20 protein-coding genes are annotated in these 21,055 nt (G+C 64.5%); 13 read left to right on the top strand and 7 right to left on the bottom strand.

From position 1 onward, the window contains the following. Nucleotides 1-271: 271 nt before the first annotated feature. The 3 genes from XH88_RS26395 to XH88_RS26405 form a co-directional block, all read right to left on the bottom strand. Nucleotides 272-2,008, bottom strand: a complete 1,737-nt coding sequence (locus XH88_RS26395; RefSeq protein ID WP_271671167.1) for an ATP-dependent Clp protease adaptor ClpS — start codon at nt 2,006-2,008, stop codon at nt 272-274. A 104-nt stretch (nt 2,009-2,112) separates the two neighbouring features. Next, nucleotides 2,113-3,732: an MDR family MFS transporter gene (locus XH88_RS26400; protein ID WP_271671168.1), complete on the bottom strand. Its 1,620-nt coding sequence runs from the start codon at nt 3,730-3,732 to the stop codon at nt 2,113-2,115. Then, nucleotides 3,680-4,930, bottom strand: a complete 1,251-nt coding sequence (locus tag XH88_RS26405) for an HlyD family secretion protein (RefSeq protein ID WP_271671169.1) — start codon at nt 4,928-4,930, stop codon at nt 3,680-3,682. Before XH88_RS26405 ends, XH88_RS26400 begins: the two co-directional genes overlap by 53 nt. Before the next feature lie 140 nt (nt 4,931-5,070). On the opposite strand from XH88_RS26405, the gene XH88_RS26410 reads away from it, so the two are divergent. The 7 genes from XH88_RS26410 to XH88_RS26440 all read left to right on the top strand — a co-directional run bounded on the left by XH88_RS26410 (nt 5,071) and on the right by XH88_RS26440 (nt 12,609). After that, entirely contained in the window at nt 5,071-5,679 is a 609-nt protein-coding gene (locus XH88_RS26410) for a TetR/AcrR family transcriptional regulator (RefSeq protein ID WP_333909268.1), read from the top strand. A gap of 44 nt (nt 5,680-5,723) precedes the next feature. Further along, on the top strand, nt 5,724-6,185 hold the full coding sequence (locus XH88_RS26415) for a MarR family winged helix-turn-helix transcriptional regulator (protein ID WP_271671171.1): 462 nt from the start codon (nt 5,724-5,726) through the stop codon (nt 6,183-6,185). A 12-nt stretch (nt 6,186-6,197) separates the two neighbouring features. Beyond that, nucleotides 6,198-6,968 carry an enoyl-CoA hydratase gene (locus XH88_RS26420; protein WP_271671172.1) on the top strand — a complete coding sequence of 257 codons (771 nt, stop codon included), beginning with the start codon at nt 6,198-6,200 and terminating at the stop codon, nt 6,966-6,968. A 122-nt stretch (nt 6,969-7,090) separates the two neighbouring features. After that, a complete protein-coding gene (locus XH88_RS26425) occupies nt 7,091-9,172 on the top strand; it encodes a methyl-accepting chemotaxis protein (RefSeq protein WP_271671173.1) in 2,082 nt (693 codons plus the stop codon). 138 nt (nt 9,173-9,310) lie between these two features. Next, nucleotides 9,311-10,249 (top strand): dihydrodipicolinate synthase family protein, encoded by a 939-nt coding sequence (locus tag XH88_RS26430; RefSeq protein WP_271671174.1) that lies wholly within the window; start codon nt 9,311-9,313, stop codon nt 10,247-10,249. Between the two features lie 282 nt (nt 10,250-10,531). Further along, a complete protein-coding gene (locus tag XH88_RS26435) occupies nt 10,532-11,932 on the top strand; it encodes a selenium-binding protein SBP56-related protein (protein WP_271671175.1) in 1,401 nt (466 codons plus the stop codon). 83 nt (nt 11,933-12,015) lie between these two features. Continuing rightward, nucleotides 12,016-12,609: a hypothetical protein gene (locus XH88_RS26440; RefSeq protein ID WP_271671193.1), complete on the top strand. Its 594-nt coding sequence runs from the start codon at nt 12,016-12,018 to the stop codon at nt 12,607-12,609. Here XH88_RS26440 and XH88_RS26445 read toward each other — a convergent pair. From XH88_RS26445 to XH88_RS26455, 3 genes are read right to left on the bottom strand one after another with little or no spacing between them, the layout of a single operon-like run. After that, complete coding sequence (locus XH88_RS26445; RefSeq protein ID WP_271671176.1) at nt 12,587-13,312, bottom strand: DUF1045 domain-containing protein; 726 nt, start codon at nt 13,310-13,312, stop codon at nt 12,587-12,589. The genes XH88_RS26440 and XH88_RS26445 overlap by 23 nt on opposite strands. A gap of 18 nt (nt 13,313-13,330) precedes the next feature. Then, the gene (locus XH88_RS26450; protein ID WP_271671177.1) at nt 13,331-14,524 is read right to left on the bottom strand and encodes an alpha-D-ribose 1-methylphosphonate 5-triphosphate diphosphatase; all 1,194 of its coding nucleotides are present in this window, start codon (nt 14,522-14,524) and stop codon (nt 13,331-13,333) included. After that, the gene (locus XH88_RS26455; RefSeq protein WP_271671178.1) at nt 14,521-15,177 is read right to left on the bottom strand and encodes a chloramphenicol acetyltransferase; all 657 of its coding nucleotides are present in this window, start codon (nt 15,175-15,177) and stop codon (nt 14,521-14,523) included. The genes XH88_RS26450 and XH88_RS26455 overlap by 4 nt, the downstream gene beginning before the upstream one ends. Nucleotides 15,178-15,352: 175 nt before the next feature. Between XH88_RS26455 and phnC the strand changes: the two genes are divergently transcribed. The 4 genes from phnC to phnE (XH88_RS26475) all read left to right on the top strand — a co-directional run bounded on the left by phnC (nt 15,353) and on the right by phnE (XH88_RS26475) (nt 18,958). Then, entirely contained in the window at nt 15,353-16,162 is an 810-nt protein-coding gene (gene phnC / locus XH88_RS26460; RefSeq protein WP_271671179.1) for a phosphonate ABC transporter ATP-binding protein, read from the top strand. 58 nt (nt 16,163-16,220) lie between these two features. Further along, nucleotides 16,221-17,150 carry a phosphonate ABC transporter substrate-binding protein gene (gene phnD / locus XH88_RS26465; RefSeq protein ID WP_271671180.1) on the top strand — a complete coding sequence of 310 codons (930 nt, stop codon included), beginning with the start codon at nt 16,221-16,223 and terminating at the stop codon, nt 17,148-17,150. A 78-nt stretch (nt 17,151-17,228) separates the two neighbouring features. Next, nucleotides 17,229-18,113 (top strand): phosphonate ABC transporter, permease protein PhnE, encoded by an 885-nt coding sequence (gene phnE, locus XH88_RS26470; RefSeq protein WP_271671181.1) that lies wholly within the window; start codon nt 17,229-17,231, stop codon nt 18,111-18,113. Further along, nucleotides 18,110-18,958 (top strand): phosphonate ABC transporter, permease protein PhnE, encoded by an 849-nt coding sequence (gene phnE / locus XH88_RS26475; RefSeq protein WP_271671182.1) that lies wholly within the window; start codon nt 18,110-18,112, stop codon nt 18,956-18,958. Before phnE (XH88_RS26470) ends, phnE (XH88_RS26475) begins: the two co-directional genes overlap by 4 nt. 169 nt (nt 18,959-19,127) lie before the next feature. Here phnE (XH88_RS26475) and phnF read toward each other — a convergent pair whose 3' ends face one another. After that, nucleotides 19,128-19,856 (bottom strand): phosphonate metabolism transcriptional regulator PhnF, encoded by a 729-nt coding sequence (gene phnF / locus XH88_RS26480; RefSeq protein ID WP_271671183.1) that lies wholly within the window; start codon nt 19,854-19,856, stop codon nt 19,128-19,130. Between the two features lie 118 nt (nt 19,857-19,974). On the opposite strand from phnF, the gene phnG reads away from it, so the two are divergent. After that, nucleotides 19,975-20,439 (top strand): phosphonate C-P lyase system protein PhnG, encoded by a 465-nt coding sequence (phnG, locus tag XH88_RS26485; protein WP_271671184.1) that lies wholly within the window; start codon nt 19,975-19,977, stop codon nt 20,437-20,439. 4 nt (nt 20,440-20,443) lie between these two features. After that, nucleotides 20,444-21,052: a phosphonate C-P lyase system protein PhnH gene (gene phnH, locus XH88_RS26490; protein ID WP_271671185.1), complete on the top strand. Its 609-nt coding sequence runs from the start codon at nt 20,444-20,446 to the stop codon at nt 21,050-21,052. The last annotated feature ends 3 nt before the right edge of the window (nt 21,053-21,055 follow it).

The following is a 21,055-nucleotide window of genomic DNA, read 5'->3' on the forward strand; positions in this document are numbered from 1 at the left end:
CCATGCTGGCCTCCTTCCAGCCAGCATGGTGAATCAGAAAGAAGCTGATTTGGGAATCCCAAATCGATTCAACCTAACCTCATCCCGCTTTAGTGCTCTGTTGACGGTCGGCAGGAGGCCGCATCAAATGCGGCCTCTGTCGGATCTAACCAGAATGCAAGATCTCACGGCGGAAACAATGACGCCAGCGAGGGCGAAGCCGTGCGCATGGCTCGTGACCGCGGCTGCGCGCTTCACCTGCGCGCCGTAGCGCGCGAACTCCAGCGGATCGTCATGGTGGCGGGTATGCCGCCATGACCTGTGCGCCTCCCAACAGCCGCGCATTAAGCCGACCGCCGGAGAAGAGCATGTCATCGAGTGCTTCGTCGATATCGGCGGAGATGACGGAGTTGCCTCCATCCCGGGCGAGACTCGCTTGTGCCAGCCGTCGCATCAGCTCCTTGATGAACGCGCAACTCGTGCCCTCGCTACGGCGGGCTGCCTCCGCGATGACGACATCGTCGAGCGGCAGCCCCTTGCCATAGAGGCGGACCAGCTTGGCGCGGCCGGTTTCGTCCGGAAGCGGCACTTCGATCGCCTGGTCGATGCGACCGGGACGGCCCGCGAGGGCGCCTTCGAGGTCCTCAGGCCGGTTGGTGGTCAGGACGAACAGGATGTCTGCATCCTCCTTCAGCCCGTCCATTTCGTTGAGCAGCTTGTTCAGCATGGATTCCTCGCACGGCCCCATGTCATCACGGTCGCGGGCGATCAGATCGACATCTTCGATCACGACCATCGACGGCTGGAGCAGCCGTGCAAGGCTCATATAGGCGCCGAGCAGACCGATCTGCTCGGCCGTGATGATCAGCGTCGTATGCCCGGGCAGATGCGTTGCGAGGTAGCGGATCGTGTGGGTCTTGCCGGTACCCGGCGGACCGTACAGCAGGATGCCCTTGCGCGTCGACTGGCCGAGCCGGCGCAAGTGATCGCGAGTGCCGACGAAAGTCAGCACATTGCGATCGAGTAGTCGCAAGGTCTGGTCCGGCAGGATCACCTCGTTGCGCGCGACAGGGGGCAGTCGGTGCACAGTGATGCCGCGCGAGCGCCCGCGATAGTCGGAATCGGCATCGAGCGACAGGATCTTGCCGCGATAGGTCCGCGCGGCCTGCACGGCCTCTTCCAGTTCGCTGAAGCATTGCTGCACAAGGGCCGCTCCCGCGGTGCCCGCCGGCACCAGGATCTCGATCCGGATTCCCGGCTCGCGGCTGTATTCGCGGTGCGCACAGAGCAAGACAGCATAGCGGAGGTCATCGTGCCCGCACAGCCATAGTCCGTTATCGAGACACTTGACCGGGCTCTTCTCGCCGACGTCGACGTCGGAATATTGCAGCGGGGCAATTGCGACCGCATAGCGGCCGCTCTTGAGGAGCCGCGAAATCGAGAGCGTTTCGTACCGCTGCTCCTCGTTCAACCCGAATAACCCGGCAGCTTTGCTGAACAGCCGGTCGACCGCGGCCTGGACATCCACTCTCATATGGCCGGGAAACTGGCGGATTGTGGTCACGAGCTTGCTGCGGGGGACACGGGTAAAGTGCCAGTCCAGCACATCGCAGGCGCATTCGAATTCCTTCTCCGGCTCTGCGGGTGTGCACACGGTGTCTGCTGCTCGAATGCAGTCGCTGCACAGCCAGACCGTACGGCTGCCGACCCGAACGTCCGTCTGTCCCTTCGGCTTGCCGCAGAGTTCGCAAGGGGGCTTGATCTCCTCAAGCGTGATCTTCAGGGGATGCTGGCCGAGCCAGACATATTGTTTGGCGGATCTGAACAGCGCCTCCGCGACGGATTGCGGATAGGGACCGCAGGCGACTTTCTCGTCGCGTTCGATCAGAGCCATCAGCGCGGCCGCTTCGCGGTCCGTTTTGCCGAAGACCTGGCGGAACAGACCGATGACGAATTCATCCGGCGTGTCGTCGTCATTGAAAATTACGAGTTGAGCCGGTTCACGCTCGCCGCGCGCGTCATTCGTCATGAAAAGAAACTCCGCCACAACTATAACTAGAATAGAACAAATAAGGAACACAAAAAGCGGCGGCCGTCAAGCGTGACGACCGCGACAATTGGGAGCGACCAAAATTAGTGCGCACCACCCCCGCCGCCGGCCGCCTTCACCCGGCGCGTCAGCAGCACCGCGATCGCGGCCAGTACCAGCACCACGCCGATCACGGCAAAGGTGTCGGAAAAGCCCATCACCAGCGCCTGGCGCTTCACGGTCTTGCCGAGCGCGATGATGGCTTGCTCGCGCGCGGCGTTCGGGTCGGGCACGCCGTGGGCGATGAAGTAGTCCGTCATCTGCGCGATGCGGGTGCGCACTTCCTCGCGGCCGAGCGTGACGGAGTGGCCGATGATGTTGGAGTGGAATTGCTCGCGCTTGGTGACGATGGTCGCCAGCACCGCGGTGCCGATGGCGCCGCCGAGGTTGCGCATCATGTTGGAGATACCGGAGGCCGCAGGCGCGTCCTGCGGCGCGACGCTGCCGAGGCTAAGCGCCGAAAGCGGCGCCAGCGTCAGCGCTTGGCCGACGGCGCGCACGACGTTGGGGATGAAGAACTGATCGCCGGAATAATCGAGCGACATCTCGATGTTCAGGAATGAGCTCAAGGCGAACAGCAAGAGGCCGGCCGTCGCGATATAGCGGGCGTCGAACCGCTGCATCAGTTTCGGCACCAGCGGGATCAGCAGCAGCTGCGGAAGGCCGGTCCAGGCCAGCACGTTGCCGATCTGCTCGGCATTGTAGCCCTGCACCTGGCCGAGATAGGCCGGCAGCAGATAGACCGAGCCGAACAGCGCGAAGCCGAGGAACACCGCGGCGACGGTGCCGACGCCAAAGTTCCACTGCGTCAGCAGGCGCAGGCGGAGCAGCGGCCTCTCGACCACGAGCTCATTATAGATGAACAGCGACAGGCTGACCGCGGCGATGACTGCAAGCCGCACGATGAACGGCGAGCCGAACCAATCGTTCTTGTTGCCCTCCTCGAGCACGGCCTGGAGCGCGGCGAGGCCGATAGCCATGGTGGCAATGCCGAACCAGTCGCCTTCGCGCAGCAAGGCGAGATTCAAGGGCGCGCGCTCCAGGGCGAGGAACAGAATGGTCACCATGACCGCAGTGGGCAGCACATTGACGAAGAAGATGGTCTGCCAGCCGTAATTCTCGGTGAGATAGCCGCCGATGGTCGGGCCGATCGCGGGCGCGAACGTCACGGCCAGCGAGAACATCGCCAGCCCAATCGGCTGCTGGCCCTTCGGCAGCTTGGTGAAGACCAGCGTGAAGGCCATCGGGATCAGCACGCCGCCGAAGAAGCCCTGGAAGCCGCGCATCGCGATCATCGACGGCAGATCGTGCGTGAACGCACAGGCAACCGAGAACGCCGCAAACAGCGAGGCAAAGCTCAGGATGATGTTGCGGAACGAGAACACCCGCGACAGATAGTCGGTCAGCGGAATCACGATGATCTCGCCGATCAGGTACGACGTCGAGATCCAGGACCCGTTGTCGACGCCGGTGCCGATGCCGCCCTCGATGTTGAGCAGCGATGCGTTGGTGATCTGGATGTTCAGGATCGCCATGAAGGCGCCGATCATCGCCGCGAAGACGGCGATCCAGACCGTGGCGCTTGCCTTGTTTGGATCGGCTGCGACGCGATTAAGCGTCGCGGCCGGTCTTGCTGGTGCTGAGATTGTGAGGCTGTTTGACATGGGACGACCCTCCGGAAACAAGACTTGCTTTCGATCCGGGCGTCGTTGCCGCTCGCGCAGTCGGCGCTGAACGGGTTGCGATCGTCGGGATCACGGACATTCCGGGCCGCAGCTCGATCGCGGGCTGCGTTTCGGCATCCAGCGCGATCTTCACTGGGATGCGCTGCACGATCTTGGTGAAATTGCCCGTGGCGTTGTCGGGCGGCAGCAGGGCGAACTCCTGTCCGCTGGCCGGCGCGATGGAATCGACGTGACCGTGCACAACCTGGCCCGGGAACGTATCGACCTCGATCTCGACCTCTTGTCCGGCGCGGACGTGGGTGAGCTGGGTCTCCTTGAAGTTGGCGACGATATAGGCGCCCTCGGCGGGCACGATCGACATCAGCTGCGTGCCGGCCTGCACGAATTGGCCGACGCGCAAGGTGCGGTTGCCGATGACGCCGTCGATCGGCGCGACGATCGTGGTGTAGCCGAGATTGAGCTCGGCTTGATGCTGAAGCGCAGCGGCGCGGGCGGCCGCGGCGCTGGCTTGCACGATCTCGGCCTTGAGAAGCTCGACCTGTTTGAGGGCCGAAGCGAGATTGGCGGTGTCGCGCTGGATCGCGGCCTCGGCACTGGCGTTGCGCGATTGCGCCTGCTGCGCATTCTGCACGCTGCCATAACCGGTCGCGGCGAGGTCGGTGTAGCGCTTGTTCTCCTGCTGCGCAAAAGTCTTTGCGGCGGTGTCGACATCGATGGTCGCCCTGGCCGCGGCGATCACCGCATCCTGAACGTCGAGCTGCGCCTGCTTGCTGGTGATCGTCGCATTCGCTGCGGCGACGTCGGCCTCGGCCTGGTCGAGCGCGACGCGGAAGTCGCGGTCGTCGATCCGGGCCAGCACCTGGCCGGCCTTCACATGCTCGTTATCGCCGACCAGAACACGGTCGAGATAGCCGCTGACCTTCGGCGCGATGGTGGTGTTGTCGGCCTTCACATAGGCGTCATCGGTGGAGACCAGGAACCGGCCGACGGTCCAGTAGCCGTAGCCATACCAGCTGGCGCCGGCCAGCGCCGCAGCTGCGACTCCCACTAACAACAGCTTGCGAAGATTTAGCTTTTGGCGGCGCGCCGGCTGCGAGGGGGCGGGCAGGACGCCCTCCAGTCCGGGTGGCGGGACCACCGTGGCGTCAGTCTGGGACGGATTCGTGTGGACGGTCATGGCCGCCTCCTGAATTAGGAAACTTGAAGGTTTCCAAAATAGGACTAGCTTCAGGACTGTCAATGGAATGACAGGCATCATTTAAAAACATGGCTCAGACAAAACCGTCATCAGAAGTCCGTCCGCGCGGACGTCCGCCGGTGCGAAGCGACGAAGAGACAACGCGCATCGTTCTCGAAGCCGCGCGGCACACATTCGCCGTCGAAGGCTATGCTGCGACTAGCACGGAAGAGCTGGCGCGCCGCGCCGGCATCTCCACCAAGACGCTCTATCGGTTGTTTCCGGGCAAGGCTGCGCTGTTCGAGGCCATGTGCGCCGACAGGCTCGAGCGGCTGCTCTCTGCGGTCGATCTCCAGGCCAGCGATGACGTTGATATCGAAACCGGCTTGCGCGCCGCGCTGATGGCCTGCGCCGATCTCGCGCTTGATCCTGAGGTCGTGGCATTGCAGCGCATGGTGCTACAGCAATCCGCCACCTTTCCCGAGCTCGCCGCAAATTTCTATGTGAACGGCATTGCCCGCACCGCCAAGGCGCTGGCCGGCTGGCTGCGCCTTCAGGCCAGGCGCAAGCGCATCGTCATCGACGATGCTGAGGAAGTCGCCGGCATGCTGATCGGCATGGTCGCATCGGCCCCGCAGCGCGCGGCGATCTATGGTGGGGCGGCTCTGCCGTCACGCAGGCAGATCGAGCGCCGCGTGGAAACCTGTGCGGCGATGTTCCTCGACGGCTGCCGCGCCAAATCGTTCTAGGTCCCCTTTTTGACAATCTGGTCCGTCTCGGATATCTAGTTCGCATGCGAAATAAAGCGCCTGAGGCGCGGCATCATCGGCTGATCTATCTGCTGAACGTCGCGCAGCGGCGATTGCAGCGCTGGATGGCCTCGCAGCCGCAGAGCGAGGTGACGCCGGCGCAGGCGGGGCTGTTGTTCATCCTCGGCAAGCAGGACGGTGTGCTGATGGGCGAGGCGGGCGCGGCGCTCGACATGGGCCCGGCCGGCATTTCCGGCCTGGTCGATCGCAGCGCTGCGGCGCGGCTGGTCGAGCGGCGACCTGATCGCGAGGACGGCCGCGCCTGGCGGGTGTGGCTGACGCCGAGGGGCCGCACTGTGCTGGCGCAGGCGAGAACCTCGGCCGCGCAGGTCAATGCGGCGCTGACGGACGGTTTTACCAGCGTGGAGATCGACATCGTCGCGCGCTGGCTGACGAGCATTCAGGACAAGTTTCCAAGAGACACCACAAGAGATCCAGAGGAATAAGAGGAGATACCCATGACCGAGCATGTGCGAGTTGAGAACAACAACGGCATTCTCACGATCACGCTGGCACGCCCCGACAAGAAGAACGCGCTGACGGATGCGATGTACGGCAAGCTCGCCGACACCATCGAATCTGCCGAGCTCGATCCGTCCGCGCGCGTGCTGCTGATCCGTGGCGAGGGCGACATGTTCACCGCCGGCAATGACGTCGGTGAATTTGCGGCCGTCGCCACCGGCAAGTCCGAAGGCAGCCGCAATGTCGGCCGCTTCATCCAGTCGCTGGCGCGTTGCAGCCGTCCGCTGGTCGCTGCCGTCCAGGGCCGCGCCGTCGGCGTCGGCACCACGATGCTCTTGCATTGCGATCTCGTCGTGCTGGCCGACAACACCCAGCTGTCCACTCCCTTCGTCAGCCTCGCGCTCGTGCCGGAAGCGGCATCGAGCCTGCTGATGCCGGCACGCATCGGCTATGCCCGCGCCTACGAGATGTTTGCGCTGGGCGAGACCGTCCCGGCCAAGGCCGCGCTGGAATGGGGCCTGGCCAACCGCGTGGTTCCGCTCGACAAGCTCGATGCCGAGGCGCTTGCGCTCGCCCAGCGCCTGGCCCGCCAGCCGGCTGGCGCCCTCACCGCAACCAAGAAGCTGATGCGCAATGGCGAGGCGCTGGTCGCGCAGATGATGGCGGAGGGCGAGCAGTTCGCAAAACGCCTGCGCACCGCCGAGGCGCGCGAGGCGTTCACCGCGTTCGCCGAGCGCCGTCCGCCGGATTTCACGAAGGTTTCGTAATGGCCGGAGCCTGCTTAGCGGTTTGGCAAGTCGGGATTTCCGGCGTTTGACAACAACCTTAACGGAACATTGGCAAGTCGTCGTGCAAGGTGGCCATTCCTCGATGTAGGCCCTTGTGACCCATGGCACTGTTTAAGAAATCGGTAAGCACGCTTCTTCTGGTCCTGATGGCCTTGCTGGCCGTCGGTGCGCTGACCAGCACGGCGATCCAGATGATGGGGGCGTTCGGGCGCTATAGCGACAGTCTCGAGACGGCCCGGCTTACGGCCGCCGACAAGGCGATCTTTCATGGCGTCCTGTCCCTGCGCAACAATCGCGGCGACGCCCAAAGTGCGTTGCTCGGCGACGATGACGCCCGGCCAAAGCTTGCCGAGGCCGAGAGGGCGGAGCAGGGGGGCTATGACAGCGTCAGCGCCGCGATGGCCAGCGTCAACTTCGCCCGGCGCGACGAGCTTGCGAGCACGCTGAAGCAGCGCTGGGGCGAGGCCGCGCCGCAATTCCAGCTGTTCTACGACGAGGCCAAGCGTCCGCGTGCCGAGCGCAAGATCGAGCCGACCAGTTCCTGGTACAATGCCGTCACCAAGGTCATCGATACGGCGAATCTCGCCTCCACCGCGGTGTCGAACCGCGCCTGGATGGACGATCCCTTCATTGCCCGCATGATCCAGGTCCGCCGTCTCGCCTGGCAGGTTCGCGACCGCTATGGAATCCATTGTTCGGCATTGCGCTCGAACGTCAACAGCAGCAAGCCGCTCGACGACAATCAGAAGCGCACGCTGGCGCAATGGGACGGCACCATCAATTCCGGCTGGTCCGGCATGGACGAGTTGCTGGCCTCGCCCGACGTGGCCGCAGAGCTGATCGCCGCTGCGCAAGAGGCGCGGACCAAGACCACCGGCGTCCTCAAGCAGATCGGCGATATCACCAAGAATTTTGACGGCAGCGGCAAGCCGGCAATGGCTGCTTCGGATTGGAACACGCTGTGCCAGTCGCCGTTCCCGCTGATCGTCGCGGTTGCGAACAAGGCGCTGGACCAGTCGATCGCGCGTGCCGAGACGGTTCAGGCGAAAGCGCTGGTCAATCTCCTGGTCCAGTCGCTGGCATTCCTGTTGGCGCTCGCCGTGACCTTGGCGGGCGTCTATGTCGTGCGGAATCGTCTTATGCGCCCGGTGCGTGCCATCCTCGACGCGATCGCTCGCATCAGCGCCCGTGACTATGCGACGCCGGTGCCGCACTCCCGGTATCCCGACGAGTTCGGCACCATGGCAGCTGCGCTCGAAAGCCTGCGCGAGAGCGCGGGCACCGCGGAACGTCTCGGCCAGGAGCGCGAATCGCAGCAGGCGCTGCAACTCGCCCGCTCGGGCACCGTGGATGCCGCCTGTCGCAGCTTTGACGATACGGTGCAGGCCGTGATCCAGAGCGTCGCCGCGTCGGCGAAGGAGCTCGATGCCACCGCGACCGGTGTGCGCTCGTTGGTGTCGGAGTCGAGCAGCCAGACCGCGGCAGTTTCGTCCGCGGCAGAGCAGGCCACCAATAATCTCGAGACCATCGCGGCCGCCACCGAGGAGCTTTCGGCTTCAGTCGGCGAGATCTCCGCGCAGGTGCAGTCGAGCGCGCGCGAGGCCCGTGAGGCTGTGGCGCAGGCCGAACAGACCAACGCGACGGTCGAGATCCTCGACCAGACCGCAAGCCGCATCAGCGAAGTCGTGAAGATGATCCATGCCATCGCCGGCCAGACCAATCTGCTCGCGCTGAATGCCACCATCGAGGCTGCCCGCGCCGGCGAGGCCGGCCGCGGCTTTGCCGTGGTCGCGGGCGAGGTCAAGAGCCTTGCCTCGCAGACGGCGACGGCGACCGAAGAGATTTCGCGCCAGGTCGAGGAGATCCAGGGCGCGACCGGCCAGGCCGTTGCCGCGATTCGCTCGATCGGCGGCGCCATCAGCGGCATCGACGAGAAGATGACCGCGATCGCCGCTGCCGTCGAACAGCAGCGCGCGGCCACCACAGAGATCTCGCGCAACTTCCAGCAGGCCGCCCAGGGCACCCGCGAGGTCACCGACACCATCGGCAGCGTCGCCAGGCTCAACCAGGAAACCGGCAATGCCGGCACGGTGCTGTTCCAGTCCGTGACGAAGATGTCGGCCGACGCCGATCGCCTCCGGGTCGCGGTCGAGGGCTTCCTCGGCGCGGTGAAGACCGCCTAAGTTTCACTCCTTGTTCAACGGCGCGCGGATCGGCATTGCCGCGCGCGCGTCCGCCCTGTAGATGGTAGCGGTACCATGCTCTAACGTGCCTCGCTGGCGCTTCAAAACTCGCGGCAGGACTACAGGGAGATATCTTCGATGCCGGTCACCTCTCACAAGGCCCAGCGCCCCTACCGCGGCGTGTTTCCGGTCGCACCCACCATCTTCGACGAGCGCGGCGAGCTCGACCTCGAGGGCCAGCGCCGCTGCATCGATTTCATGATTGATGCCGGCTCGCACGGCATCTGCATCCTTGCCAATTTCTCCGAGCAGTTCGTGCTCACCGATGCCGAGCGCGAGACCGTCATGCATGCGGTGCTGGAGCAAGTCGCCGGCCGCGTGCCGGTGATCGTCACCACCACCCATTTCAGCTCGGCGGTGTGCGCTGCGCGCAGCAAACAGGCCGAGGCTGCCGGTGCCGCCATGGTGATGGTGATGCCGCCCTATCACGGCGCAACGTTCCGGGTGCCTGAAAAAGGCATCGTCGAATTCTTCAAGGTGCTATCGGGCGCGATCAGCATTCCGGTCATGATCCAGGACGCGCCCGTTGCGGGTACGCCGCTGTCGGTCGATCTGCTGGCGCGGCTGGCGCGCGACTTCGCCAACATCCGCTACTTCAAGATCGAGGTGCCGTTCGCTGCAGCAAAGCTGCGCAGCCTGATCGAGGCCGGGGGCAGCGCCATCGAAGGCCCCTGGGACGGCGAAGAGGCCATCACGCTGATGGCCGATCTCGATGCCGGCGCCACCGGCGCGATGACCGGCGGCGGCTATCCCGACGGCATCCGCCAGATCATCGATCCCTACTTCGCCGGTGATCGCGAGAAGGCGAAGGCCGCCTATGAGCGCTGGCTGCCACTGATCAATTACGAGAACCGCCAATGCGGCCTGATTGCCTGCAAGGCGATGATGCAGGCCGGCGGCGTGATCAAATCGGATGCAGTCCGCCATCCGCTGCAGCCGCTGCATCCTGCGACGCGGGCCGGGCTGCTGGAACTGGCCAAGGAGCGCGACGCGCTGGCGCTGCGGTGGGGGAAGTAGCTCTCTCCGCCGTCATTGCGAGGAGCCCTTGCGACGAAGCAATCCGGGCTGGTTTTGCAGAGAGTCTGGATTGCTTCGCTCAGCTCGCAATGACGAGGGCCGCCCATTTCGCCTGAAGGCGTCGAATTAGCGCGGCGCCGGCCGTTCCCCGCAGCACGGCAATGGCATATTGTACGCTCGCCGACCAAGCCCGCAGGACGCAAGACATCGCGGAACTGTTCTTCATTATGCCGCTATCCCGAGCCAGGTTGGCGCGAACCGACAGAACAGGGAGGCAGTGCCATGACGATGAGGCCGGATCCCACCTTTCACGCATCGCCCAAGCTTGCGATGGAAGCACCTGCGGAGAATTTTGCCTACACGTTGCTGCTCAGTCCGGATTTCTCAAAGCCGGATGCTCTCGCGGTTATCGACGTCAAGCCGGGATCGCCGAGCTACAGCCAAATCGTCCACACCGTGACGATGTCCAAAAAGGGCGATGAGTTTCATCACTTCGGCTGGAATGCCTGCTCCTCGGCCTTGTCGCCGCTAACCGGACACGCCTTCATCGAGCGGCGTTATCTCATCATCCCCGGGCTGCGCTCGTCGCGGATCTACATCATCGATACCAAGCCCGATCCGACCAAGGCCAAGATCCACAAGATCATCGAACCTGAGGAAGTCTTCAAGAAGACCGGCTACTCGCGGCCGCACACCATTCATTGCGGGCCGGACGGCATCTATGTGAGCACGCTGGGCGGCGGAGGCAAGGATGGCACCAATGGCCCTCCAGGCGTCTTCATCATGGATTGCGAGACGTTCGAGGTCCTCGGACGATGGGAGATCGACCGCGGTCCGCAGACGCTGCACTATGATTTCTGGTGGAACCTGCCGCGCGACTACATGGTGACGAGCGAATGGGCGTTGCCGCCGCAGTTCGAGAACGGGATCGTCCCGGAGGATCTGCTGTCGAATAAATACGGCCATCGTCTCCACTTCTGGGACCTCCGCGCTCGGCGCAACGTGCAAACCATCGACCTCGGCGCCAATCATCAGATGGCGCTGGAGGTGCGGCCCGCGCACGATCCCGTTCGCGAATACGGCTTCGTTGGCGTTGTGATCGACACCACCAACCTCGAAGCATCGATCTGGACCTGGTGGCGCGAGGGCGGGAAATTCCATGCGGAGAAGACAGCGACGATCCCTCCCGAATCCGCGCCAAAGGAGCAGCTCCCGCCGCTGCTGCAGGGGTTTGGCGCCGTGCCGCCGCTGGTGACCGACATCGATCTGTCGATGGATGACCGGTTTCTCTATGTCTCGTGCTGGGGCACGGGCGAAATGCGCCAGTACGACGTGAGCGACCCGCGAAAGCCGAAGCTTGCGGGCTCCGTTCACATTGGCGGCATCGCGCGCCGCACGCCCCATCCGAACGGCAAGGCATTTGCGGGCGGTCCGCAGATGGTCGAGATCAGCCGCGACGGCAGGCGCGTCTACTGGACCAATTCGCTCTATTCGACCTGGGATGACCAGTTCTATCCCGATGGGGTTCCGGGCGTGGAAGTCATGGCGAATGTCGGTCGCAACGGCAGCCTCGAGCTCGACAAGGACTATTTCGTGAGCTTCCCCGACGGATATCGGGCGCACCAGATCAGGCTCGAGGGCGGCGACTGTTCGACCGACTCCTTTTGCTACCCGTCGGCCTAGATGGGGCGAATGCGGGCCCGGCGGTTGGCTGGTTGTGGCTCGCGCTTGTTGCGAGCGGTCTCTATCACGGGGTCAATCCGGGAATGGGATGGCCACTCGCCGTTTCGGCCGGGCTCATGGACAAGAGCCCGCGCGCGCTCTTCCGTGCGTTGTGGGCCCTGTCGGCCGGGCATCTCCTGGCAACACTTCTCGTGCTGCTGCCATTCGCCTTCCTGCTCGTGCTGGCCGAGTGGCAGCGTCCAGTCCAGCTCGGTGCGAGCCTTCTCGTCATCGGCTTTGGCGTCTATCGGCTGATCGACCGTCGTCATCCGCGCGCGCTGACCCGAATTCCGCCGACACAACTGGCGCTCTGGTCGTTTGCCGTCGCCATCGCTCATGGCGCCGCCCTGATGCTGGTGCCGATCTACCTCGGGCTCTGCCGGGCCTTCGATCTCGATGCCGGCCATGAGGCGGCGGGCGCGCTGATGAAGGCAAGCCTCGGGATGGCGGTGCTGGTGTCCCTGGTGCATGTGACCGCCATGGTCGGCGCCGGCGGGTGTCTGGCGTGGCTGGTCTACCGCCATCTGGGATTGAGGTTCGTCTCGCGAAGCTGGTTCAATCTCGATGCAGTATGGGCGACCAGCCTCATTATGGTCGGCGCGGTGGCGCTCGCTTTCAATCTCGTGAGCTGGCGCTGAGCTCCACCCGCGCCAGAGTCCACTCGCCGATGATGCGAAAGCGTGCCTTCGCATCATCCTGCTTGAACAGCGTGATGCGATCGATCGGCAGCGTCTCGAGCCTCAGCGCCGCAAACCTCGCTCGCAGCATCTCCAGGATCGGCCCGCGCCTCTCGGCATCGAGCCGTCCCGTCAGCGTCATGTGAAAGCGGAATTCTTCCATCACGTACGGATAACCCCAGCGATCGAGGTACTGGCGCTGGCGCTCGGTAAGCTTTTCCGGCCTGCGCCGCGCGCGATCCTCCGCCGTCAGAGGCGGACGGAAGCAGTCGAAATCACGGACGCAATCGGCGGCGAGCTTTTGCAGGGCGTCGACCGGCTCGGCCGGGATCATGGCGATGAAGCCGCTGATCGCATCGACCACAGGACGGATCACCGGAATCCGCCGGATCTTGCCGGCGAATGCGGCGCAAGCCGCAACGAGCTCGGCCTCGGTCTTGTCTGATGCCAGCGCCATCGGGGCCTTCAGCGTGCCATGAAAACCGTATTTGCGGGGATCGGCGGTGATGTCGCGCCAGTCCGGCGCCGTGCGTAGCGCCGCGCCCGGAAACGGGACCTCATCGCCGCTATAGGCCTCATAGCCGAGCAACTCGGCGCCGAAGCGGGTGAGCGCGTTGTCGGCACCGGCGGCAAAATAGATCGCGTAGCGGGGAGGACCTGTCATTGCCGGAGCATAACCAATTTACGCCGCAACGACAGTCTCGCGCGGCGTCGCCGCCGTGCCGAGCAGCCGCGTCGCATCGGTCAGATGCACGAGCTTGCCGGCCGCGATCACCGCGATTAGCCGCGGCCGCAGCGGGATGTTGTCGTCGACGAGCAGGATGTCGGCGCGACGGCCTGCCGCGAGCGCGCCGCGATCGGTCAGGCCGGTGGCTCGCGCGGGCGCCGACGAGATCAAGTGCCACGCTTCCGCCAGCGGCAGCACGCCGTCTGCGGCAAGGCGGAACGCGGCCAGCAGCGGCGCCGGATAATAATAGTCCGAAGCCAGCACGGAGCAGAGCCCCTTCGCGATCATGTCCGACGCTTTGGTCCAGCCGGTGTGGCTGCCGCCGCGCACGACGTTCGGCGCGCCGTAGACGATGGCATCGCCTGCGGCCGCGGCCTCGCGCGCCGTCTCCTCGTTGATCGGAAACTCGGCGAGCGTCACGCCCATGGCGCGAAAATTCCGCCGCATCGATGGCGTCGCATCGTCATGCGAGAGCATACGCACCTCGGCGCCGCGAGCCACTGCTGCGAGCCGGGTGATCGAGGCCGGGACACCGGCGGCGCGCGAGACGACATGCGCGACCAGCTTGTCGAACGCCTCGCTCGACAGGCCGGTGCGCTCCACCATGCGGTTGCGCTTGCGCGGCTTGGCCATGTCGGCGACGGTGCCGTCCATGTGGTCATTGAAGGCGAACAGGTCGACGCGTCCCTCGCTCAGCCATTGGCCGATCTCTGCCTCGGCATCGAGATTGTAGGTCTCGTGCCGCAAATGGAAGCGGGTGTCGGCAGCAAAGTGCGGACGCTGCCGCTCGATCGCCTCGAGCAAGCGCCGTGCATTGTCGCCGCTGCGCAAGCCCGGCTCCCACGACCAGGTGGTAGCGTGGAACACCGTGGTAATGCCGTTGCTGATGACCTGGCGGTCCGTCTCGGCCAGCGCGACGTCGATCGGGAAATCGACGCCGGCACGCGGCATCATCTGCCGCTCGAAGGCATCGCCGTGCAGATCGACGATTCCCGGCAGCACCAGCAGATTGCGCGCATCGATCGCGAGCTGCGCGCGGCCGCGCGATGCGTCGATGTGACCGATCTCCGTTCCCGATACGCCAAGGGAAGTCTCGACAAACTCGGACCCGATCAGGGTCCGGCCACCCTGGATGAAAATGTCTGTCACGCGACCGCGCTTCGTTTGCTGGAGGAGGAGCTTGCCCCTGCTTCGTATGTCGTCAGGAAATCTTCAATCGAGAGCTTGCGGAAATGGGGCAGCGCCTCACGCAATTTGTCGTGATCCCAGTCCCACCATGCCAGCTCGGCAAGCCGTCCGGCAATCTGTTCCGAGAACCGGCGGCGCACGATCCGGGCCGGATTGCCCGCGACGATGGTATAGGCGGGCACGTCCCTGGTGACGATGGCGCCGGCCGCGATCACCGCGCCGGTGCCGACATTGCGGCCCGGCAGCACGATCGCGCCGTGACCGATCCAGACGTCATGGCCGATATGGACGTGATGCCGGCGCCGCCACTCGAAAAAATCCGCATTATCGCTCTCGCCCGGGAAAAAGGCGCTGGAGCGGTAAGTGAAGTGCGCCTGCGTGGCGCGATGCATCGGATGATTGCCGGGATTGATCCGCGTCATCGCCGCGATCGAGCAGAACTTTCCGATGGTGGCGTAGGTGATCTGGGCGTCGTTGACGACATAGGAGTAATCACCCATCGTCACCTCGTGCAGGATCGTGCGCGCGCCCACCTCGGTGTAGGCGCCGAGCCTCGTCTCGTGCAGCCTCGCCGAGGGATCGATGGTCGGCTCGACCGATAGCACCTTGGTCATGTTGCATCCGGAAGTTCGAGGGGCGGGCGCTCGTCTTCGAGTGGCTCGATGACGATGTCATGACGCGACGATGACAGGGGATGAGGTGTGCTCGATCGCCGCACCGCATTGCACGTGTCACACAAGTGTCAAGCGCCGGCGATAGCGGTGGGCTCCAGCTACTCTGGAGCCCTGCATGCTGGTGGTGGAAGGTCTGACGTGCCGCTTCGGCGCAAAAGCCGCGGTGGACGACGCTTCGTTTCAAATCTCTCCCGGCGGCTTCGTCGGTGTGATCGGGCGCTCCGGCGCCGGCAAGTCGACCTTGCTGCGGACCATCAACCGTCTGGTGACGCCGACGCAGGGCCGGATTCTGTTCGACGGCGTCGATGTCACTGCGTTGCGCGGCAGGGAGCTGCGGCAGTGGCGGGCCCGATCGGCGATGATCTTCCAGCAGTTCAACCTGGTCGGCCGGCTTGACGTGCTGACCAACGTGCTGATGGGACGTCTCGCCACCATGCCGGCCTGGCGCTCGCTGTCGCAGCTCTGGCCCGAGCAGGATAGGGCGCTGGCGATGTCGGCACTCGAACAGTTCGACATCGCCTCGCTCGCCGCCCAGCGTGCCGACCAGCTTTCCGGCGGCCAGCAGCAGCGCGTCGCGATCGCCCGGGCGCTGGTGCAGCAGCCCGACATCATCCTCGCCGACGAGCCGATCGCCTCGCTTGATCCGCGCAACACCAAAATCGTCATGGATGCGCTGCTGCGCATCAACAAGCATTTCGGCATCACCGTGCTCTGCAACCTGCATTCGCTCGACCTGGCGCGCAGCTATTGCGACCGCCTGATCGGCATGGCGGCGGGCCGCGTGGTGTTCGACGGCGCGCCATCCGCGCTGACCGACCTTGTCGCCCGCGAGCTTTACGATCTCGAAGCCGCCGACGTCATGGGCGCCACGCCTGCGCCGGTGCCCGCGGGCGTTCCGGCACTCGGAACGGCCGCGGCGGCCTGAGCTGCGTCCCGTCACTGGCTTTCGTACGAACCGACCTTAACCAAAGAAGGGGCTATCGATGATCACTCGCAGACTGGTTCTTGCCGGCGCAGCCGCGCTGACCTTTGCCGGATCCGCTTCCGCCGAAGACTGGAGGGCGAAATATCCGGAAATCACCTTCGCCGCGATTCCGGCCGAGAACGGCTCGGGCGTGACCGAGCGCTACGCTCCCTTCATCAACTACCTGTCGAAGGAGCTCGGCATCAAGGTCACGCTGCGCGTCGCCAATGACTACGCCGCCCTCATCGAGGGGCAGCGCGCCGGTAACATCCATATCGGCTATTACGGTCCGGCGTCCTTCGCGCGAGCCCGTGTCACCGGCGTCAAGACCGACGCCTTCGTCATCGACGTCAACTCCGATGGTTCGAAGGGCTACTACTCTGTCTTCTATGTGTTGGCGAAATCGCCCTACCAGAAGATCGAGGACCTCAAGGGCAAGAATCTCGGGCTTGTCGATCCGAATTCCACCTCCGGCAACAACATGCCGCGCTTCAAGCTGAATGCGATGGGCATCGACCCCGATGCCTACTTCTCGAAGGTGGTCTTCACCGGCAGCCACGAGAACGCCGTGCTGGCGCTGGCGCAAGGAACCGTCGACGTCGCCGCCAACTGGTGGAACGCGGACGATGATTCCAACCTGACCCGCATGCTCAACAAGGGCATGGTGAAGTCGGGCGACGGCACGGTGATGAAGAAGGAAGACTTCCGCATCATCGTGAAGTCCGACCTCATCATCAACTCGCCCTATGCCTATCTCAGCGATCTGCCTGACGACATGAAGGCCGCCATCAAGAAGGCCTTCCTCGAAGCGGCGACCAAGGACCCCGAGGCGTTCAAGAAGCTTTCCGATGGCAAGAACAAGCCGTGGGAGCCGATCGCCAACGACGACTACAACAAGACCATCGAGCTGATTAGGTTCGTCGACAATCTGCGTAAGAAGGCGTCCTGAGCTCGTCGGGACGATGCACCTCGAGCCGGGTCGATGGACCCGGCTCTTTTTCTTGATGGATAGTCCTCGCCCGAACCCATGACGATCGCGGTCTCGATTCTGCCCGAGCAGCAACTCGCTGCCATGAACGCCGCCTATCGCAAGGCGGTCGCGCGGAAGCGCCTGCGTCTGCTCGCGGGCCTCGCCGTCTTCGTCGCCGCGCTGATCGTGGCCTCGATCGGCGCCGAGGTGAACCTTCGCACCTTCTTCAGCTATTTCGGCAATTTCGTCAGCTATTTCGATCGCATCCTCACCCTCGACAGCGGCCAGCGGGTCTGGACCAATGTCGGGGAGTGGTTCTGGGGCTGGCGCAAATGGCTGAAGCTGCTCGGCGAGACATTGCTGATCAGCTATGTCGGTACGCTGATCGGCTCCGTCTTCGCCTTCGCACTGAATTTCTTCGCGGCCGAGAACACCTCGCCCGCGCCCTGGCTGCGCTTCACGGTGCGGCGGCTGCTCGAATTCGCGCGCACCGTGCCCGGCATCGTCTTCGCGCTGATCTTCGTCATCGCGTTCGGACTCGGGCCGATGGCGGGCGTGCTCGCAATCGCGATCCACTCCACCGGCGCGCTCGGAAAGCTGTTTTCGGAGATCGTCGAGAATGCCGACATGAAGCCGGTCGAGGGCATCCGCTCCACGGGCGCAAGCTGGCTCTCCTGCATGCGCTTTGCGATCTTGCCGCAGGTTTCGGCGGGCTATGCCAGCTACGCGCTGTTGCGCTTCGAGATCAATGTGCGCGAGGCCTCGGTGATAGGTTTCGTGGGCGCCGGCGGCATCGGACAGGAACTGATCGTCGCGATCCGAAAATTCTACTACTCCGACGTCAGCGCCATCCTCGTGACCATCATCGCCACGGTCTTCCTGATCGACATCACGACCGGCTGGGTACGCGGCCGGCTGTTCGGCAAGGAGGCGCGCACGTGAGCAAGAAGCCGGAGGTGAATGCTGCGGAGCTCCGCGCGCGCTATCCCGACGTCTTCGACCGTCCGGCGTCGTCGCGCTTGGCGACGCCAATGATGCTGGTGGCGGCGCTTGCGATCTTCGTGTTCGGCCTGGTCGATCTCGATTTCTCGCCCTCGCGCTTCATCTCGGGGCTGAGCCAGCTCGGCTGGATCAGCATGATGATGATCCCGCCGGATCCCGGCTCGTCGCTGCCGCTCTATCTGAAGGCGCTGGGCGAGACCCTGTCGATCGCTCTGCTCGGCACCACGCTGGCCGCCCTGCTGGCGCTGCCGGTCAGCCTGTTTGCGGCGCGCAATGTCGTGCCGTCGATCCTCCTGCGCTTTCCGGTGCGCCGCTTTCTCGATTCGATCCGCGGTGTCGATACGCTGATCTGGGCACTGGTGTGGATCAACGTGGTTGGACTCGGCCCGTTCGCCGGCGTGCTCGCCATCGCCATCTCGGATTTCGGTGCCTTCGGCAAACTGTTCTCCGAGGCGATCGAAGGCGCCGACCGGAAGCAGGTCGAGGGCATTCGCGCCGCCGGCGGCAGCGCGCTGCACGAGATCCGCTTCGGCCTGATGCCGCAGGTGCTTCCCGTCATCGCCGGCCAGGTGCTCTATTTCATCGAATCCAACACGCGCTCGGCCACCATCATCGGCATCGTCGGCGCCGGTGGCATCGGCCTGCAGCTTGCCGAGCAGATCCGCGTGCTGGAATGGCAGAAGGTCTCGTTCCTGATCCTCATGATCCTGGTCGCAGTCGCCGCGATCGATTACATCTCGGGCAAGCTGCGCTTTGCGATCATTGGCAGGCGGGCTGTGGCCTAGCTTCCTTCTTCCCTTCTCCCCTTGTGGGAGAAGGTGGCGCGAAGCGCCGGATGAGGGGTATCTCTCCGCAAATTCAACTGTGAGAAAGTTGGCTCGCGGAGAGAACCCCTCACCCGTCTCGCCGCTGTCGCGGCGAGCCACCCTCTCCCGCAAGGCGAGAGGGAAGAGCCTACGGCTCCACCAGAAACTCCACCCGCTCTGCCGCAAAGCGAGAGTGCTTCGTCACCAGCGGCTTGCCGTCGAGAGCGTGGTCGGTCGCGTCGACCACCAGGACCGGCCGCCCCAGCGGCAGATCCAGCCGCGCGGCGTCGGTGGCATCGACGATGCCGGCGGTGATTCGAGTGGCGCCACGGCGGTAATCGCGGATTCCGTAATGTTCGAGCATTTTTGTCATCGAGCGTGTCGCGGCAAATACCGTGCCTGCGCCCGGAAACAGCTCGGCCGACAACCAGGTGGTGGAAACACAGATCGGTGTGCGGTCGGCGAGGCGAATGGCTTCGATCCGCACCAAGGGGGCGCCGGTCTTCAATCCGAGCTCTCGCGCGAGCTCGCGCGTCGCGACATCGTCTGACGCGTCGATCATCTTTCCATGCGGCTCGCGGCCGTCGGCGCCGACGATCTCGGAGAAGCGCGTGCGCGAGCGCAAGGGATAAGCGAGCTTCTGCGCCTCGACATAGGTGCCGCTGCCGCGCTCGGCGCGCACGATGCCGCGTTCGGCGAGCGCCGCGAGCGCGCGCCGCACCGTGTGGCGATTGACCCGGTAGGTCTCGGCGATTTCCATCTCGCCCGGCAGCCTGTCGCCGGCGGAAAAGCGGCCGTCGGCGATGCCGCGTTCGATGCCGTCGGCAACGAGGCGCCACAACGCGACGCCCGAGGAGGCAGTGTCCTGCATGCTCATGTCGCCGATCAGCCTAGCCCGAAAATCATGCCTTTGTCACGAAACAGTCATGGCGCGCCCGTATGAAGTTGTCTAGTATCATAGACAACTTGGATTCGGCAATTCTGTCGGAAGTTCGGTGGATTCGGTGAGCCAACACAACACCCAGCAGGCCCAGCGCCAGGCCGCCATGGCCGTGCTGGCGCACGCGGAGGCGGGCGAGATCGCCGCCCGCCTCCGCACGATCTCCTTGCCTGGACATCAGGATTTGCGCGCGCCGGAAAACGGTCTCGTCATGCTGCGCGGGCGGGTCGGCGGTGATGGCGCGCCGTTCAATCTCGGCGAAGCCACTGTGTCGCGCGCAGCGGTGCGGCTTGTGAGCGGGGAGGTCGGCTTCGGCTACACGCTCGGCCGCAACAGTGAGAAGGCGCGGCTGATCGCCCTCTGTGATGCGCTGGTGCAATCGCGCGACTTTGGTGCCGCCGTCGAGCGCGCCATAATCGCGCCGTTGCGAGAGCAGCTTATGGTCCGGCGCAAGCGGCAGGCCGAACAGGCCGCCGCGACGAAGGTTGATTTCTATACCATGGTGCGCGGTGAGGGGTGAGGCCGTGACCACGATTGCGGAGCTGCCGCCGGGGTTCGCCGACAAGGTGTTGTCGGCGCAATCGACCTTTCGCTCGGTCATGGATGCGATGGCCCGGCCGGGCTCGGTCCAGCGCATCGTGCCGATGGCGGGAACGGCTGGCTCTATGATGCGCGGCACTGCCGCGATCGCGCTGACGCTGTTCGACCACGACACGCCGCTCTGGCTCGATGCGCGGATGTCGGAAAGCTCCGATGTCTTGAAGTGGCTCAAGTTCCACACCGGCGCGCCGGTGGTGCAGGATACGTCGATTGCTTCGTTTGCGCTGATCAGCCACGGCGATGCGTTGCCCCCGCTCGAGCGTTTCGCGCTCGGCACCAACGAATATCCTGACCGTTCGACCACGGTGATCATCCAGGTCGACAGCCTGGATTCGGGCCGCAGCTTCGAACTGCGAGGCCCCGGCATCGACGGCGTCGCGACGCTGCAGGCGTCGATCAAACCATCCGACCTGTTCGTGTGCCTGCGCCGCAATGAGACGCTGTTTCCGCGTGGCATCGACCTGGTCCTGGTCGCCGACGATGCCGTGGTTGCGATCCCGCGCACCACGCGCATCGTGAACAAGGGAGGCTGACGC

The sequence above is a fragment of the Bradyrhizobium sp. CCBAU 51627 genome (assembly GCF_028128765.1).
Taxonomy (GTDB): domain Bacteria; phylum Pseudomonadota; class Alphaproteobacteria; order Rhizobiales; family Xanthobacteraceae; genus Bradyrhizobium.